This is a genomic window from Arthrobacter oryzae, assembly GCF_031454875.1.
GTDB classification, from domain to species: Bacteria; Actinomycetota; Actinomycetes; order Actinomycetales; family Micrococcaceae; genus Arthrobacter; species Arthrobacter oryzae_D.
Window position 1 is genome coordinate 243,655 of record NZ_JAVDRQ010000005.1, and the last position, 16,327, is coordinate 259,981.

Annotated in this window: 14 protein-coding genes; 11 read left to right on the forward strand and 3 right to left on the reverse strand. The window is 66.3% G+C overall.

The window, feature by feature from the left end:
* Nucleotides 1-34 precede the first annotated feature (34 nt).
* Nucleotides 35-2,605 carry a phosphatidylglycerol lysyltransferase domain-containing protein gene (locus tag J2805_RS11100; protein ID WP_309976321.1) on the forward strand — a complete coding sequence of 857 codons (2,571 nt, stop codon included), beginning with the start codon at nt 35-37 and terminating at the stop codon, nt 2,603-2,605.
* 171 nt (nt 2,606-2,776) lie between these two features.
* Here J2805_RS11100 and J2805_RS11105 read toward each other — a convergent pair whose 3' ends face one another.
* Together J2805_RS11105 and nucS are read right to left on the reverse strand one after the other, a co-directional pair.
* On the reverse strand, nt 2,777-2,980 hold the full coding sequence (locus tag J2805_RS11105) for a cold-shock protein (protein WP_011692441.1): 204 nt from the start codon (nt 2,978-2,980) through the stop codon (nt 2,777-2,779).
* Nucleotides 2,981-3,276: 296 nt separating this feature from the next.
* A complete protein-coding gene (gene nucS, locus J2805_RS11110) occupies nt 3,277-3,972 on the reverse strand; it encodes an endonuclease NucS (RefSeq protein WP_309976041.1) in 696 nt (231 codons plus the stop codon).
* 70 nt (nt 3,973-4,042) lie between these two features.
* Here nucS and J2805_RS11115 point away from each other — a divergent pair, with 70 nt between their 5' ends.
* Nucleotides 4,043-4,387 (forward strand): ATP/GTP-binding protein, encoded by a 345-nt coding sequence (locus J2805_RS11115; RefSeq protein ID WP_309976043.1) that lies wholly within the window; start codon nt 4,043-4,045, stop codon nt 4,385-4,387.
* A 10-nt stretch (nt 4,388-4,397) separates the two neighbouring features.
* Nucleotides 4,398-5,198, forward strand: a complete 801-nt coding sequence (locus J2805_RS11120; protein WP_309976045.1) for an alpha/beta hydrolase — start codon at nt 4,398-4,400, stop codon at nt 5,196-5,198.
* Between the two features lie 33 nt (nt 5,199-5,231).
* On the opposite strand, the gene J2805_RS11125 is transcribed toward J2805_RS11120, so the two are convergent.
* On the reverse strand, nt 5,232-6,428 hold the full coding sequence (locus J2805_RS11125; RefSeq protein WP_309976323.1) for an AI-2E family transporter: 1,197 nt from the start codon (nt 6,426-6,428) through the stop codon (nt 5,232-5,234).
* Between the two features lie 294 nt (nt 6,429-6,722).
* Between J2805_RS11125 and J2805_RS11130 the strand changes: the two genes are divergently transcribed.
* From J2805_RS11130 to J2805_RS11165, 8 genes are all read left to right on the forward strand, one after another.
* Nucleotides 6,723-8,516 carry a hypothetical protein gene (locus J2805_RS11130; RefSeq protein WP_309976047.1) on the forward strand — a complete coding sequence of 598 codons (1,794 nt, stop codon included), beginning with the start codon at nt 6,723-6,725 and terminating at the stop codon, nt 8,514-8,516.
* A gap of 51 nt (nt 8,517-8,567) precedes the next feature.
* A complete protein-coding gene (locus tag J2805_RS11135; protein WP_309976049.1) occupies nt 8,568-9,599 on the forward strand; it encodes a tetratricopeptide repeat protein in 1,032 nt (343 codons plus the stop codon).
* Nucleotides 9,599-10,699, forward strand: coding sequence for an NADH:flavin oxidoreductase/NADH oxidase (locus tag J2805_RS11140; RefSeq protein WP_309976050.1), 1,101 nt, complete (start codon nt 9,599-9,601; stop codon nt 10,697-10,699). The genes J2805_RS11135 and J2805_RS11140 overlap by 1 nt, the downstream gene beginning before the upstream one ends.
* Nucleotides 10,700-10,790: 91 nt before the next feature.
* Complete coding sequence (locus J2805_RS11145) at nt 10,791-11,591, forward strand: ABC transporter ATP-binding protein (protein ID WP_309976052.1); 801 nt, start codon at nt 10,791-10,793, stop codon at nt 11,589-11,591.
* Entirely contained in the window at nt 11,573-13,144 is a 1,572-nt protein-coding gene (locus tag J2805_RS11150; RefSeq protein WP_309976054.1) for a transporter, read from the forward strand. Before J2805_RS11145 ends, J2805_RS11150 begins: the two co-directional genes overlap by 19 nt.
* A gap of 28 nt (nt 13,145-13,172) precedes the next feature.
* Complete coding sequence (nagB, locus tag J2805_RS11155) at nt 13,173-13,955, forward strand: glucosamine-6-phosphate deaminase (protein WP_309976056.1); 783 nt, start codon at nt 13,173-13,175, stop codon at nt 13,953-13,955.
* Between the two features lie 37 nt (nt 13,956-13,992).
* A complete protein-coding gene (locus J2805_RS11160) occupies nt 13,993-14,328 on the forward strand; it encodes a DUF3039 domain-containing protein (RefSeq protein ID WP_309976058.1) in 336 nt (111 codons plus the stop codon).
* A 223-nt stretch (nt 14,329-14,551) separates the two neighbouring features.
* On the forward strand, nt 14,552-16,327 hold the full coding sequence (locus tag J2805_RS11165) for a DEAD/DEAH box helicase (RefSeq protein ID WP_309976059.1): 1,776 nt from the start codon (nt 14,552-14,554) through the stop codon (nt 16,325-16,327).

Sequence of the window (16,327 nt, forward strand, 5' to 3'; positions counted from 1 at the left end):
GGAGGCAAAGAAGGACTACGCAAGCGACGGCGACGTGACGTGGGCCGACGTCACCCTACGGGCGCTCCGGCGTACTCAGGACCATTTCAAGGCAGTGCCCTTCACCTTGGGTGTCCTTGGCCTCTTCCTCGGAACCGGAGCCGCCACCAACAGCTTCCTGGCGGGGCCTCCGGAAGCCCTCCTTGATATTGCGTCGGTGAACATGACGGCGCTGAAGAGCGGGCAGTGGTGGTCCCTGTTCACCTCGCTCTTCTTCGCCACGAACCCCGCGGCGTACCTCACCGCTGCGTCCATGATCCTGCTGCTGCTGGGGCTCGCCGAGCGCAGGCTGGGCACACTCCGGACGGCCGGGTTCTTCTTCGGAGGACAGTTCGCAGCAGTTTCCCTGTTTCTGCTCTTCACCCAGCTCGCGCGCTACGCCGGCGACGGGTGGATGGGACTCATGGTGGACGCCCGGCTCATCGGACCGTATGCCGCCGTCCTTGCCGCAACGCTGGGGGCCAGCGGACTCGTGCCCGCCCTGTGGCAGCGGCGCCTGCGCACCGGCATCATGTCCGCGTCGCTGCTCCTTGTCCTCTATGTGGGGCACCCGGAGACCGTGGTCGGGTTCCTCGGCGCCTTGGCCGGGCTGACCGCCGGGTGGTGGATCCAGAGCGACCACGGCACACTCCACCGGCACCGTTCCACCGGCCGCGAGACACGTAATCTGCTGGCCCTGATCGTCGGCATTTTCGCTGTGGGCCCCATCCTGACTGCCGCCGTCCGCAGCCCCACGGGACCGCTGGCGCTGCTGCGGGATGTGGTCCTGAACCCGTTGCCCACCCTCAGCCAACTGGAGCAGAACTGCGGCGGCACTGTCGACGTGGACTGCCTGGAGATCGGGCGGGCGGGGTTCGCCGGACCGCTGGGCCTTGCCTTGGCCGTGGTGCCCGTGCTGCTCCTGCTGATATGCGCCGACGGGCTGCGACGGGGGCGCCGGCTCGCCTGGCGGATCACCATCGGCGTCCAGCTGGCCGTCACGGCGCTGTCCGCCGTGTACCTCACGCTGTTTGCGCGGATACCGCACTACCCGTCGCGGCCGCACACCGCCGTCATGGGTTCAGGGTTCGTCCACGTTCTCCCGCTGGTGGCAATTCCGCTGCTGCTGGTGGTGCTGCTCTGGATCAACCGCCGCCAGTTCCGGGTGGAAACATCCGCGCCGGCACGGCGTCACCTGGCCCGGGTGCTGGCAGGTACGTGGGCGGCCCTTGCGGGCACGTACACCATCGCCTGGCTGGCCGCCGGCGGAATAGAGCGCGACGGCGGCCCGTCCGGGCTCGCCGCCGAACTCGCCCGCCAGTACCTGCCGGTGCCCATCCCCAGCCTGTACAACCGGATCTTCCAGGACCGGAATTCGGTTGAGGCCTTCCTGTTTGCGTTTTCCGGCATCGCCTTCTGGGCAGTGGCCCTGGCCGGAGTCTGGGTGGTGCTGCTCGGGCAGCACCACGGGGCAGGCGCAGGGGTTGAGGACAGGGACGTGGCCCGCCGCCTGGTGCGCAGGGGCGGCGACTCACTGTCCTGGATGGCATTGTGGGAGCCCAACAAGTACTGGTTCACGCCGGCCCGGGACGCGGGGGTGGCGTACCAGCAGCATGGCAGTGTGGCACTGACGCTGGGCGGTCCGTTCGGAGACCCGGGACTGCGGGAGGAGGCTGCTGCCGGATTCATGCAGTACTGCGCGGAGCATGCCCTGGTTCCCTGCTTCTATTCCTGCACCGACGGGCTGTGGCCCATGCTGCAGTCACGTGCGTTCAGCCGGGTGGCCGTGGCCCAGGAGACCCGGCTTGCCGTGAGGGAGCTCGAGTTCAAAGGCAAGGAATGGCAAAACGTCCGGACAGCGCTGAACCGAGCGCGAAAAATCGGCGTGACGGCGGTGTGGGGAGCCTACAGCGGGTTTCCCGCACCGCTGCGCGCCCAGCTCCTTGAGGTGTCGGAGGAGTGGGCCGCGCAGAAGTCCGTCCCGGAGATGGGTTTCACGCTCGGGGGCATGGACGAACTGATGGACGACGACGTTCTGTGCTGTGTGGCAGTCGACGGAGGCGGCCTGGTACACGGCGTGACCAGCTGGCTGCCGGTTTTCGACGACGGAACGGTGGTCAGCTGGACGCTCGACTTCATGCGCCGGCGGGACGACGGATTCCCCGGCGTCATGGAATTCCTGATTGCCTCCGCCGTCTTGGAGCTGCGGACTTCCGTTGAAGTCATTTCCCTGTCCGGGTCGCCCCTGGCCAAGGAACCCGCCGAGGCGGCAGCGTCCGTGGCAGCCCCGGACACCGAGGGGGTTTCGGACCCTGCAACAGACCGGGACGCGGAGCGGGAGAGGGACCGTAAGCCTGAGGGACTTGCGGCGATCCTGGATGTGGTGGGCCGTGCATTGGAGCCGGTGTACGGCTTCCGTTCCCTGGCCACCTTCAAATCCCGGTTTAAGCCGGACTACCGTACGCTCTACCTCTACTATCAGGACCCCCTGCAGCTGCCCGCCATCGGGCGGGCGCTGAGCCGCGCCTACCTGCCCGGTCTCTCTGTCCGCCAGAGCGCACGGCTGCTGCGGACACTGGTCAGCTAATTGCGCAGGGCCGGCCGGGTAATTTGGGTGCATGTTTTCTGATTCCGAAAACATTTGTGACGGGAAACAATGTGCAGGCGTGGCAATAGATAAAAAATGATCCCCGGCATTAGTGCCGGGGATCATTTGTTTCGTTGGAGGCCACCGGCAGGCGGCCGGCCGACGAAGGGACTAGACCAGCGTTACGCCGGTTGCCTGGGGGCCCTTGGCGCCCTGGCCGATCTCGAACTGAACGCGCTGGTTCTCGTCGAGGGTCTTGAATCCACCGGTCTGGATCTCCGAGTAGTGAACGAAGACATCGCCATCGGAGTCATCCGGGGTGATGAAGCCGAAGCCCTTTTCAGCGTTGAACCACTTGACGGTTCCCTGTGCCATTTATTTCTCCTCATTGTGGAACTTGCTTAAGCCCGGCACACTTCGTGCCGCACTTGGTCACTCCGCGAGAAGAATCCTGGCTTGCCGTCCGGTGGAACCGGACACTAGCTGACGAAGCTTCGCGCTCGCAACATGTCTTGCGAGCATGAAAAACACCTACACAAAGACTTATATAAGAATTTCATGTGGGTTGCGTCAGGTCAACGGGCAAAACGGGGAATTCGATAAATTTTGCGTAAAGCCCATGTGAACCGCGGCCTTATGACAGTGCGCCGCGCTATTGGACAACCGCCAATTCAGAAGAGGCGGGATTCGCTGTCGTCAACGCCGCGCATGGCGTCGTAGTCGAGCGTGACGCAGTCGATGCCGCGGTCGGTGGCCAGGACCTTGGCCTGGGGCTTGATCTGCTGGGCGGCGAAAATGCCGCGGACCGGTGCCAGCAGCGGGTCGCGGTTGAGCAGTTCCAGGTACCGGGTCAGCTGTTCAACGCCGTCGATGTCGCCGCGCCGTTTGAGTTCGATGGCCACCGTGGCACCGTCCGCATCCCTGGCCAGGATGTCCACCGGGCCGATGGCCGTGAAGTACTCGCGCCGGATGAGTGAAAAGCCGGTGCCGAGCCGTTCGATCTGATCGGCCAGCAATCGCTGCAGGTCAGCTTCGACCCCATCCTTGATGAGGCCCGGATCCTGGCCCAGCTCATGGGAGGTGTCGTGCAGCTGCTCGTGGATGTTGATGATCAGCCGGTCATCGGTCTTGGCGGACTGCACGGTCCACTGTTCGGTGACGCCGAGCTCCAGGTCCACCTCGTCAGGCGTGGAGACCCGGAGGCTGGCCGGGGGACTCATCCAGTTCAGCGGCTTGTACGAGCCGCCGTCGGAGTGCACCAGGACGGACCCGTCCGCCTTCACCAGCAGGAGCCTGGTGGCAAGGGGGAGATGGGCCTTGAGCCGGCCAACGTAATCAACAGAACAACGGGCTATGACTAAACGCACCCGGTCAACACTACCGTCTGAGTCCATGGCAGGAACAGCGCGGGGCCGGAGCCTGGGGCAGAATGGAGACATGCCCCGTTCCAACCGCCCCCGCCGTGCCGTCTCCGGAAAATTGGGACAGGCCAGCCGCAAGCACGCCACCGGCCCCGTACCGGAGCTGGACCTGGAGCGTGCCCGGTCGGGCATCGCACGGCGTGAAAGCGCGCCCGACGGCGAGTGGATGGTTCGGACCATGACGGCCAAACGGGCCGAAAAGTCATACATCTGCCCGGGCTGCTCAACCGCGGTCCTTCCCGGCGTGGAGCATCTGGTGGTCTGGTCCGAAGACCACCTGTTCGGCGCGGCGGCCGGGCTCGCCGAACGGCGCCACTGGCACTCCAACTGCTGGACTTCACGCACGTACCGCTATCGCTAAGCTGGTAGTCATGACTTTTGACCCGGCGTCGTTCGTATTCAGCCAGCCTTCCGAAGCAACCGCAATCCGGGCCTCAACGGTTCTTCCGGCCCGCCGGGAGAACGTGGAGATTCGCACCGAAGACGGTCACGTCCTTGTCGGCGAACTCGCCATCCCCGAGTCGGGTGACATCACCGCCACTCTGATCACGCTGCATCCGCTGCCCACCCACGGCGGGTTCATGGACTCGCACGTCTACCGCAAGGCCTCGTACCGGCTCCCCGCCCTTGCCGGCGTCGCCGTGCTCCGGTTCAACACCAGGGGAACCAGTTCGCCGCGGGGCACCAGCGAAGGCCGGTTCGAGGAGGGCATCGGCGAACGGTTCGACGTCGAGGCGGCCGTCAGGTTCGCCGCGGACCGGAACCTGCCCAACCGCTGGCTGGTGGGCTGGTCGTTCGGCACCGAGCTTGCACTGATGTACGGGGCGACAGACCCGGTGGCCTCAGCGGTGGAAGGCGCCGTCCTGCTTTCGCCGCCGCTGCACAGGGCAACGGATGTTCACCTGAAGGAGTGGGCTGCCGCAGGCAAGCCCCTGAAAGTGCTGGTCCCCGAACACGACGACTACCTCCAGCCTGCTGCCGCCGTCGAGCGCTTCAGCCTGGTGCCGCAGGCTGACGTGGTGGGAGTCGACGGCGCCAAGCACCTCTGGGTGGGGGAGAAGTACGCCGCCCGAGTCCTCAATGAAATCGTCGACGAGGTCACTGAGCGGGGTGCAGGCCCGGACGGCCTGCCGCAGGAATGGAGCGGTCCCGTGGCCACGGCCGCGCCCTAGTTGCGGGATTTACGCCCAGGCCGGAACCGCCGGTCAGTGCTTGTCCTGGCGGACGATGAAGATTTCCTTCACGAGCAGCATGACCGCCGCAGCCGTGGGAATGGCGATCAGGGCGCCGAGCACCCCAAGGAGGCTGCCGCCTGCAATGACGGAAATGACGGCAACGGCGCCGGGCACGGCTACCGCCTTCTGCATGATCCGGGGCGAGATGAAGTACGCCTCGAACTGCAGGTAGGCAAAGTAGCAAATAGCGTAGACGAGGGCGGTCTGCCAGCCCGCCGTGAGTGCGATCAGCGTTACCACCACGCCGGCGATGAGACCGCCGACTAACGGGATGAACGCCAGCAGAGCCACGACGAAGGCCAGCAGGACGGCAAAGGGAACGCCGACGATCGACATCACGATGAAGGCGAAGGTCGCGTTGAGGAGGGCTACGCAGGCCTGGCCGATCACGTAGTTGCCCACCGAAGCGGTGATCTCTTCGGCAAGTGCTTCCACGCGCACGCGGCGGGAGCGCGGCGCGAGCCGGTAGCCCCACTTCTTCATGGCCGGCAGGGCCGCAAGGAAGTAAAGGCTGAGCACCAGGACTATGAGGGTGCCGAACAGCCCGTTGGCAACGGTGGAGCCGAATCCCACAACCCCTCCGAAAATGCCTCCCATGGCATCCGGATCGTTAACGAACTTCTCCAGTTCCTGCGTGATGCGCTCCCGCACACCGAACTGGTCGTCGACGCTGCGGAAGAAGTCCGAATCAATGAAGTCCTGGATCCAGCGCGGCGCCTCCTGCACAACCTGGGTCACCTGCTGGACGATGGTGGGGATCAGGGTGGCGAAGAATCCGGCGACGGCGGACACGAGTACCGTTACCGCCACCAGGATTCCGATGGGCCGGGGAAGCCTGCGCCCTTCAAGCCAGCGCACAACCGGGTCCAGGCCCAGCGCGATGAACAGCGCGGTCACGATCCAGAGCAGCAGCTGCGTGGTGTTGGACCCGATCCAGTAGACCAGCAGGGCCACGCCGACGCCCACAGTCCCCATGAAGCCCATATATAGGGGATGCTGGGACGACATTCGCGGCCCCGGGTGGCCGAAGCGTGTTCCCTTCTCGGTTTCGGGGGTGATGGAGTCCTCCGCGGACTCCGGCGGCATCTCGAAGCGAAGCCGGGGCTGGGCGCCGGGAATGGGCGTCCGAAGCCTGCGCACCACCGCCGCCGCCAGTCCCGGCAACAGGCGTTTGCGTTCGTGGGGCTTGGGGCCCGTCACACTTTCCTGGGCACCGGATCCCGTAATTTTTTCCTGTCCTGGGGTGGACGAATCCGTGTGTTCAGTCACTGCGTTTTGGGGCCCTTTACCGTCCGTGGCGCCGCCGTTGCGGGCCTTGTGATGATCATCGCAAACACTATCAGCAGGCCCGTCAGCGCCCGGTTTTCGAGCGGACCCGGCAGGTTGCCCTAGGCTGGGACCAGAGCCCCGATCTGACTCATTGGTAACAAAACGGTTACTATTGAAAGTAAACCCCCGCTGATGATAGGTATCCTTTTGCGTTTCAAGACTGCAGTTGCACTAGTGCTGCTCGGCCTCCTGACACTGCTGGCCGGCGTAGGACAGAAGACCATCTGGGCCCCGGCCGAGACCGTAACGGCCTCGGCGCCCTCCGACGGCACCGCCGCACCACTTACCGTCATTGACCAGAAGTTGAGGACCCTTCACGGGGGAACGGTCAAGATCAACGTCAAGGGCGAAGGCAGCTTCATGCTGGCCGCCGGCCGTCCCGACGACGTGGACGCCTGGGTTGGCAAAACAGCCCACAACACCGTTTCCGGAGTTTCGGAGGACAACAAGTCCCTCCAGCTGAACCACACGGACGGCGAAGCAACCGCGCCGACGCCTGCCGGTTCCGATCTGTGGGTTTCCACGGAGAACGCCAGCGGTGAGCTGAACTACACCTGGAATGCCCCGGCCGACGGCGAGTGGTCGCTCCTGCTGGCCTCGGACGGCACCAAGCCGGCGCCGTCGTCCATCTCCATGACGTTCCCCAATGACACTTCCACGCCGTGGGCCGTACCGTTGATGGTCCTTGGCGGCCTCCTGATGCTCGCCGGACTGGCGCTGCTGCTGATCAAGCCCAAGGGCGGGAAGCCCGAGGGGGTCGGCGGGGACGACACCGGCGAATCCATGAAGGACAAGTTGATCCGCCGTGCACGCGCAGTCCGCCCGGCCGACAAGCCGGCGCCTGTAACTCCGTCACCCGTTGAAAAGCAGCCCGGTAGCGCCAATAGCAGCTCTAACTTCGCTGCCCCGTTCAAAACCAGGCGCGCCGGCGTGGCCATGGCCGCACTGGCAGCCACGATCGTCGCCGGCACGGGCGTAGCCGCCCAGGCTACTACCACTCCGTCGCCGTCAGCCAGCGCTTCCGCCGAGGCTGAAACCCCCGACTCGCCGGTGCTGCTGGATGCCCAATTCCGCCGGATCCTGGAACAGGTGTCCAGCACTGTGGATGCCGGCGACGCCGCCAAGGATGCCGCGAAACTGAAGACCCGCGTGGACCGCACCGAACTCGAGGTACGCACGCAGAACTACAAGATCCGTTCGCAGGTGGGCGCCTACGAGGCGCGCATGCCCGTTCGTGCCACCAAGTTGCTGACCACCGTTGTCACCAGCAAGCGAGCCTGGCCGCGCTCGGTCATGGCCGTTACCCAGGGTGAAGGCAATGTTGTTCCCCAGCTGCTGACTCTCGTCCAGAAGTCCCCGCGCGAGAACTACAAGCTGGTGGAAACCACGCCGCTGCAGCCGGGCACCACGTTCCCTGCAATCGGACGGTCCGGCACGGAAACCCTGGCCGCCAACGACAAGTCCGGCCTGCTCTACAGCGGTGAGGAAGCCCTCGCCGGGCTGGGTGACCGCCTGACCAAGCCGGATTCGACGTTCAAGGACAAGCTGGTTGAAGGTCAGTCCTCGCCGTACATCGCCGACACGCTGGCCTACCAGGCTGATGTGGTCAAGACCGGCGTCAACGGCAACTTCAGCTTCACGCATAAGGTGGCACCCGAGGAAACCGTGGTGTTCCGCACCGCTGACGGCGGCGCCCTGGTCCTTGGCCGCCTGAACTTCGCCTTCGACGGAACCCCCAAGGCCGAAGGGGACAAGCTGGCCATCGGCGACGACGCGGCCGTCCTGGCAGGGGGCAAGGAAACGAGCTCCGGCATGGTGCTCAACTTCGCCGAATCCATGGCCGTCTACATCCCGCCGACCGGTTCCAAGGATCCGATGAAGCTGGTAGCCGCCACCCGCGGACTCGTGGGAGCCAGCTTCAAGTAGCCCAGGCTACGGGTATGACCAGCAGCGGCCGGAGTGGCTAGAGTGGAGGCTATGAGTTCGCCAGCCTCCCGTCCAGTCCCTCCAGCCGCTGCCAGCCAGCTCAACCTGCGCGGCGCCGTCGACCTTTCCAGCCTGAAACAGCGCCCTGCCGCCCCGCCGGCACCAGGTGCGCCCGCCGGCGGCCCGTCCGCTGCCGGGCAGGCGGGGGCCGTCCCGCCGTCAGCGACCGCCCAGGGGGCGGCGCCGGACACCGGCGGGCAACCGCTCCGCGTCGAAGTCACCGAGGCCAACTTCCAGCAGCTCGTTGAACTGTCCGCCCAGGTTCCCGTGGTGTTCGGCCTCTGGGCCAGCTATTCACCCGCTTCGGGCGACCTGCTGAATGTCCTTGAGGACATCATCAACAGCTATGGCGGACGCCTGGTCCTCGGTGCCGCAGACATTGATGCCTTCCCGCAGCTTGCCCAGGCCTTCCAGGTCCAGGCCGTGCCCACGGCCGTGGCAGTTGTGAAGGGGCAGCCCGTGCCCCTGTTCCAGGGCGGAGCCGATGAACAGCAGGTGCGCAGCCTGCTGGATGAACTGCTGAAGGTCGCAGCCGCCAACGGCGTCACGGGCAGCCTGGGCGGCGCCGGAACCGCTGCCGCCGAAGCCGAACCCGCCCCGCTGCCGCCCCTGCACCAGGCAGCTTATGACGCCATCGAAGCCGGAGACTATGCCGCCGCGGCCGCATCCTACCGGCAGGCGCTGCTCGAGATGCCGGCGGACGCAGAAGCCAAGGCAGGCCTCGCCCAGGTGGAGCTGATGGAGCGACTGCAGTCCCTGACCGGTCCGGAAGGCGACGCGCTGCGCCAGCTCGCAGCCGAGCAGCCGGACAACCTTGATGCCCAGCTTGGCGTGGCGGACCTGGACATTGCCGGCGGGCACATCGAGGACGCCCTGGGCAGGATTGTCAGCTTCATCGGCCGGAACTTCGGCCCGGAGCGCGAGACCGCCCGCGTCCGGCTGTTGGACCTCTTCGAGGTTGTGGGGCCGTCGGATGAACGCGTGGCCAAGGCGCGGCAGGGGTTGGCCCGGGTGCTCTTTTAATGCCCCCGGCCCTCTTTTCGCCGCTGGAGCTGCGCTCACTGACCCTGCGCCACCGCGGCTGGGTCTCGCCGATGTGCCAGTACAGCTGCGGCCCGGACACCGGCGAAGGCGTCCCGCACGACTGGCACCTTATGCACCTGGGATCCTTCGCAGCCGGGGGAGCGGCGCTGATCCTCACCGAGGCAGCAGCCGTTAACGCAGCCGGACGGATCAGCCCCCTGGACGCCGGAATCTACAACGACGAGCAGGCGGCCGGCTGGGAACGTATCACGGCGTTTGTGCACCGCCACGGCGCGGCAGACGCCAAGATCGGCACCCAGCTGGCGCACGCGGGCCGCAAGGCCTCGACGTATTGGCCCTTTTCGGGGAAGCGCGGCTCGGTGCCGGCCTCCGACGGTGGCTGGGAGACTGTGGGGCCGGGCACCTCGGCGTTCGACGGCTATGCGGCGCCCGGAGCCATGACCGCGGCGGAAATTGACGGCGTCATTGCCGATTTTGCCGCGGCCGCCGTCCGGGCAGTCGACGCAGGGTTCGACACCATCGAAATCCACGGTGCCCATGGCTATTTGCTGCATCAGTTCCAGAGCCCGCTGATCAACGACCGCACTGACGACTGGGGCGGCGACGAGCCCGGACGGAACCGGCTGACCCTGGCAGTGGTGGACGCGGTGCGGAACGTCATCCCCGACTCGATGCCGCTGCTGCTACGGATCTCCGCTTCGGACTGGGCCGAGGGCGGGATCGATGCCGCTGCATCGGTCCGGCTGGCTTCCGCCGCCGCCGAACGTGGCGTGGACCTGGTGGACGTGTCCAGCGGGGGAGCCGTGGCACACCAGCAGATCCCGGCCGGTCCCGGCTACCAGACAGGCTTCGCGGCCCAGATCCGGCGCGAGGCCGGCGTGCGGACGGGCACCGTGGGACTGCTGACCTCGCCCGGTCAGGCGGAACACGCCGTCGCCACGGGCCAGGCTGACGGGGTCTTCATTGCCCGCGCGGCCTTGCGGGACCCGCACTGGTGGCTGCGCGCCGCCTTCGAACTCGGCCACGAGCTCCCGTGGGCGCCGCAGTATGAACGGGCCATTCCCCGCCGCTCTTTCTAGGAAATGACCCTTGCAGGAAGTAATCCTTTCGGTCAGGAAGTAACTCTTTCGGAGGACCCTCCCGGCATAACCGGAGGACTACGCTGGCATCATGACTGAACCGCAACCCGGGCTGCCTCCGTCTGCCGGCCCCCAGCCTGTTCCTGCCCTGGCCATCCGCGGCCTGGCGAAACGCTTCGGCGGCAAGATCGCCGTCGACGGCATCAGCCTGGATGTGCCCGCAGGGTCCTTCTATGGGATTGTGGGGCCTAACGGTGCCGGCAAGACCACCACGCTGTCCATGGCCACGGGGCTTCTCCGGCCGGACTTCGGCACGGCCCTGGTGCACGGCGTCGACGTCTGGGCGCGGCCGCTTGAGGCAAAAAAACTCATGGGCATCCTCCCTGACGGAGTCCGCCTGTTTGACCGCCTCACCGGAGAACAACTGGTGACCTACGCGGGCCTGCTGCGCGGAATGGATAGGGACGTGGTGTCCGCCCGGGTGGGGGAGCTGCTGGCGGCACTGGACCTGGGCGCCGATGCCGGCACCCTGGTGGTGGACTATTCGGCCGGCATGACCAAGAAGATTGCCTTGGCCTCCGCCCTCATCCATGCGCCGAGGCTGCTGGTCCTGGATGAGCCCTTTGAATCGGTGGACCCGGTGTCTGCGGCGAATATCCGGGACATCCTGGACCGTTATGTCGAATCCGGCGGAACAGTGATCGTTTCCAGCCACGTCATGGACCTGGTCCAGCGGATGTGCGACCACGTCGCCGTGGTGGCCGCCGGGCGGGTGTTGGCTGCCGGCACTGTGGAGGAAGTCCGGGCCGGTGCTTCCCTGGAGGACCGGTTTGTCCAGCTCGTGGGCGGCCGGAGCCAGACGGAGGGCCTGGAATGGTTGCGCACCTTCTAAGACTGAAGATCACGCTCCTGCGCAACAGCCTCCGCCGCAGCCCGTGGCAGCTCGTGGGCCTGATCGTCGGGGGCCTGTACGCGCTGGGGCTGGTGGGTGTGCTGGTGGTGGCCCTGCTTCTGCTGCGGCAGGAAGACAACGAACTCGCGCACACCGTGGTGGTGCTGGGCGGTGCGGCGGCCATTCTGGGCTGGGGCATCATCCCGGTCGCCGTCTCGGCCGCCGACATGACGCTCGATCCCGCACGGTTCACCACGTTCGCCGTCCCTATGCGGCAACTCCTGACAGGCTTGGCTCTGGGCGGGCTGATCGGAATTCCGGGTGGGGCCACTGCCCTGGTGGCGCTGGCTACGGTGGGGACCTGGTCCCGCGGCGTTCTTCCCGCCCTGGCCGCGCTACTGGGGGCGGTCCTGGGCGTTTGCACGTGCATTCTGCTCTCCAAAGTTGCCACCACGGCCACAGCCAGCCTCGCGGCCTCGCGCCGTTTCAAGGACGTCAGCGGAGTTGTCTTTATGGTGCCGCTGATCCTGCTGGGCCCCATCGTGGCAGGAGTTTCGCAAGGAATCTCCGCGTCCGGAGGGTTTCTTCCTGACTTTGCCAGAACCATGGCGTGGACACCGCTTGGCGCTGCCTGGTCCCTGGGCGGCGACGTCGACGCCGGGCACGCGGGGACGGCTGCAGCCAAACTCCTCATCGCCGTGGCCTCCGTGGGGGCGCTCGCCTGGTGCTGGAAGATCCTGCTGGAGCGCGCCCTGGTCAACCCTCCCTACGCGGGTGGCGGGAGCCGCAAGGGCGGCAAGATGGGGCTGTTCTCCATCATGCCCGCAACGCCGACCGGTGCGGTGACCGCACGGGCCCTGACCTACTGGCTCCGCGATCCCCGTTACGGCGGCTCGCTCATTGTCATCCCGCTGCTGGCGGTGGTGATGTTTTTCCAGGCGAGCCAGGGAGATGACTTCGGGATCCTCATGGTGCTTGGCCCACTGACCGCGTTCCTGATGGCCTGGTCGATCTCAGCCGACGTCTCCTATGACAACACCGCTTTTGCGCTCCACCTTGCCACGGGAGTGCGGGGGGTGGCGGACCGGCTCGGCCGTGCCCTGGCCTGTCTGATCCTCTCCGTTCCCGTGGTGCTGGCCTTCACCTTCGTGCCCTTTGCGTTCACCGGCAGCTGGGCGTGGCTGCCCGGCGTACTGGGATTGTCCGTGGGTATTCTCCTGACCGGTCTTGGCCTCTCGTCAGTGGTGTCGGCCCGCTATAACGTAGCAGTGCCGCTGCCGGGAGACAGCCCTTTCAAGAAACCTCCCGGCAACGTCGGCCAGACCATGCTGGTGCAGTTCGGCGGGATGGGGGTGCTCTTTCTCCTGGTCCTCCCGGAAGCGGCGCTGATAATAGCCCAGAGCGTGACGGGCGATGCTCTCTTCGGCTGGCTGAACCTTGCGCTGGGCCCCATCCTGGGGCTGGTACTTTTCGTGACGGGCGTCAGGCTCGGCGGCCGGTGGCTCGAATCCCGGGGCCCTGAAATGCTGGCCCAGCTAAGCGTCAACCGCTGATTCCGAGGCACAAGAAAGGTGGCCCCACGTGGAAGTTGTCATCCTCCCGGGCAGCAAACAGATCGCATCACTGGCTGCGGACGCCATTGAGGCCCTGCTGCGCCGGAAACCGGGCGCTGTCCTGGGGCTGGCCACCGGGTCCTCTCCGTTGCCGGTCTACGATGAGCTTGCCCGCAGGCATGAGGCGGATGGCCTCGACTTCAGCCGTGCCCACGGCTTTGCCCTGGACGAGTATGTGGGCCTTGAGCCGGGGCATCCGCAGTCCTACCGCGAGGTGATCCGGCGGGAGTTCACGGACCGCGTGAACATCGATCCGGCGAACGTGCACAGCCCCGACGGCTCGGCGTCGGATATCCTGGCCGCCTGCCAGGCCTACGAGGAAGCCATCAAGGCGGCCGGAGGCGTGGATCTTCAGTTGCTGGGAGTGGGCACGGACGGCCACATCGGGTTCAATGAGCCCGGGTCCTCGCTGGTATCGAGGACCCGGATCAAAAGCCTGATCGAACAGACACGCCGGGACAACGCCCGATTCTTCAATAGCATCCAGGACGTTCCCCACCATGTGCTCACCCAGGGGCTGGGCACCATCATGGACGCCCGCCATGTGATCCTGATTGCAACCGGCGCCCAGAAGGCACAGGCTGTCCGGGACTTCGTAGAGGGTCCGGTCGCAGCCATCTGCGCAGCGTCCGTGCTGCAGATGCACCCGCACGCCACAGTCCTGGTGGATGAGGCCGCTGCGTCGTCGCTGCGGCTGGCGGACTACTACCGCCACACCTATGACAACAAGCCCGAGTGGCAGGGCCTGTAGTCCGGGGTTCAGTTTTTTGTCCGGCACAACGGCTAAGATGGATGCCATGACTAGCATGACGGATCCCCTCGAAAACGACCCGATGCGTGAGCTTTCCGGAGCAGGAACGTCCACTGCCACTATCGAGCGCGAGGAACTGCGCCAGGAAGTGGAGCCCGGCGACCGGGAGCGGTTCTCCCACTACGTGCGCAAAGAGAAGATCATGGAATCGGCCATGACGGGCGAGCCGGTCATCGCACTGTGCGGCAAGGTGTGGACCCCCGGCCGCGATCCCCAGAAGTTCCCGGTCTGCCCCGAGTGCAAAGAGGTCTACGAAGGCCTGCGCCCCGGTAACGACGGCGGCAAGGGCTCGGACGGCGATTCCGGCAAGTAGCCGGCCCCTCCTGCGGCCGCCCACTCCCTGAGGCGACCGCGCCCTGCCCGAGCAGGGCGACAAATCACGGTGCGCAATTCCATGCTGCGCGCGTCCCGTGACGATATTGATTGCGGCTAACTGTGGTTACCGGATCAGTGCGGCTCTTCCGGAACAGATTGGTGTTTATGTTTATGTGTCTTTCGCTGACGGCTGCCGCAATGCGGGGAACTGAGGGCTCTGCGTGACGGAGACACTCTTTGGCGGGCCAACGCTGCCACCGGCCTACCCTGAACGGGCAGCGTGGGGAACCGCGCCGAAGCTCCGTGCCTGGCAGCAGGAGGCGCTTGACCGTTATTTTGCGGCCGGTCCCCGGGACTTCCTGGCCGTGGCAACCCCGGGCGCGGGCAAGACCACCTTCGCCCTGCGGGTGGCCTCGATGCTGATCGAAGCCGGCACCGTGAACCGCGTGACCATCGTGGCACCCACAGACCACCTGAAACGCCAGTGGGCCGATGCCGCGGCCAAGGTGGGGATTGCGATCGACCCCAACTTCAAGAACGCCGACGGGCAGCACGGCCGCGGCTTCATTGGCGTGGCCGTGACCTATGCGCAGGTGGCCAGCAAGCCCATGCTGCACCGCGCGAAGACTGAGGCCGCCCGTACCCTGGTGATCCTGGACGAGATCCACCACGGCGGCGAAGCCCTGTCCTGGGGCGACGGCCTCCGCGAAGCCTTTGACCCGGCAGCACGCCGACTGTCGCTGACCGGAACGCCCTTCCGCTCCGACACGTCACCCATCCCGTTCGTGGAGTACGCCGAGGACCGGGACGGCATCCGCCGCTCCAAGGCCGACTACACCTACGGCTACGGGAACGCCCTGCGTGACCACGTGGTCCGTCCCGTCATGTTCATGGCCTACTCGGGGCAGATGCGCTGGCGTACCAGCGGGGGCGAGGAGATGGCCGCTTCCCTTGGCGAATCGGCCGTCACCAAGGACATCATTTCGCAGGCCTGGCGCACCGCGCTCAACCCTGCCGGCGAATGGATCCCGGCCGTGCTGGCCGGGGCGGACAAGCGCCTGAGCGAGGTCCGCCGGACTGTTCCCGACGCCGGCGGCCTGGTGATCGCCACCGACCACGAGGACGCCCGCGCCTACGCCGGCCAGCTGAAGAAGATCACCGGAGAATCGCCCACCGTCATCCTTTCCGACGACGCCAAGGCATCCAGCAAGATCGAGGAATTCACCGCCAGCGAAAAGCGCTGGATGGTAGCCGTCCGCATGGTCTCCGAAGGCGTGGACGTGCCCCGGCTGTCCGTAGGTGTCTACGCCACTTCCACGTCCACGCCGCTCTTCTTCGCCCAGGCCGTGGGCCGTTTCGTGCGTGCACGGAAGCGGGGCGAGACGGCCTCCGTGTTCCTGCCGTCGGTTCCGCAGCTGACCGCGCTCGCGAACTCGATGGAGGCCGAACGGGACCATGCCCTGGACCGGCCGGAAAAAGAGGACGCCGACGGCCTGTTCAATCCGGAGGACTCGCTGATGGACGAGGCCAACCGGGAGGACAAAGCCTCCGACAGCCTCACCAAGGGCAAGTTCGAGGCCCTGGACTCGCAGGCATCGTTCGACCGCGTACTGTTCGACGGCGGCGAGTTCGGCACCGGCGGCGACATCGGGTCAGATGACGAGCTGGACTTCCTCGGAATTCCGGGGCTCCTGGACGCCGAGCAGGTGGGCACGCTGCTGCGCCAGCGCCAGCACGAACAGCAGAGCCGCAAGAAGCTCAGGTCCGCGGAGCCTGTTGCTTCGCCGGCCGTGCCGGACCACCGGATGCTGATGGACCTGCGCAACGAACTGGCCAAGAACGTGGCTGCCTGGTCCGCCCGGACAGGAACGCCGCACGGCGTGGTGCACACCAAGCTCCGCACCGTCTGCGGCGGTCCTCCCGTGGCGCAGGCCAACGAGGAACAGCTGCAGGCCAGGCTGCGGAAGCTTCAGGACTGGTTCATCGGCCGCAAATAG

What these genes read in the sequence shown, in the direction of transcription:
- J2805_RS11105 (WP_011692441.1), bottom strand. Translation starts at nt 2,980, where the DNA reads ATGGCACAGGGAACCGTCAAGTGGTTCAACGCTGAAAAGGGCTTCGGC.
- J2805_RS11115 (WP_309976043.1), top strand. Translation starts at nt 4,043, where the DNA reads ATGCCCCGTTCCAACCGCCCCCGCCGTGCCGTCTCCGGAAAATTGGGA.
- J2805_RS11120 (WP_309976045.1), top strand. Translation starts at nt 4,398, where the DNA reads ATGACTTTTGACCCGGCGTCGTTCGTATTCAGCCAGCCTTCCGAAGCA.
- J2805_RS11130 (WP_309976047.1), top strand. Translation starts at nt 6,723, where the DNA reads ATGATAGGTATCCTTTTGCGTTTCAAGACTGCAGTTGCACTAGTGCTG.
- J2805_RS11135 (WP_309976049.1), top strand. Translation starts at nt 8,568, where the DNA reads ATGAGTTCGCCAGCCTCCCGTCCAGTCCCTCCAGCCGCTGCCAGCCAG.
- J2805_RS11140 (WP_309976050.1), top strand. Translation starts at nt 9,599, where the DNA reads ATGCCCCCGGCCCTCTTTTCGCCGCTGGAGCTGCGCTCACTGACCCTG.
- J2805_RS11145 (WP_309976052.1), top strand. Translation starts at nt 10,791, where the DNA reads ATGACTGAACCGCAACCCGGGCTGCCTCCGTCTGCCGGCCCCCAGCCT.
- J2805_RS11150 (WP_309976054.1), top strand. Translation starts at nt 11,573, where the DNA reads ATGGTTGCGCACCTTCTAAGACTGAAGATCACGCTCCTGCGCAACAGC.
- J2805_RS11160 (WP_309976058.1), top strand. Translation starts at nt 13,993, where the DNA reads ATGGATGCCATGACTAGCATGACGGATCCCCTCGAAAACGACCCGATG.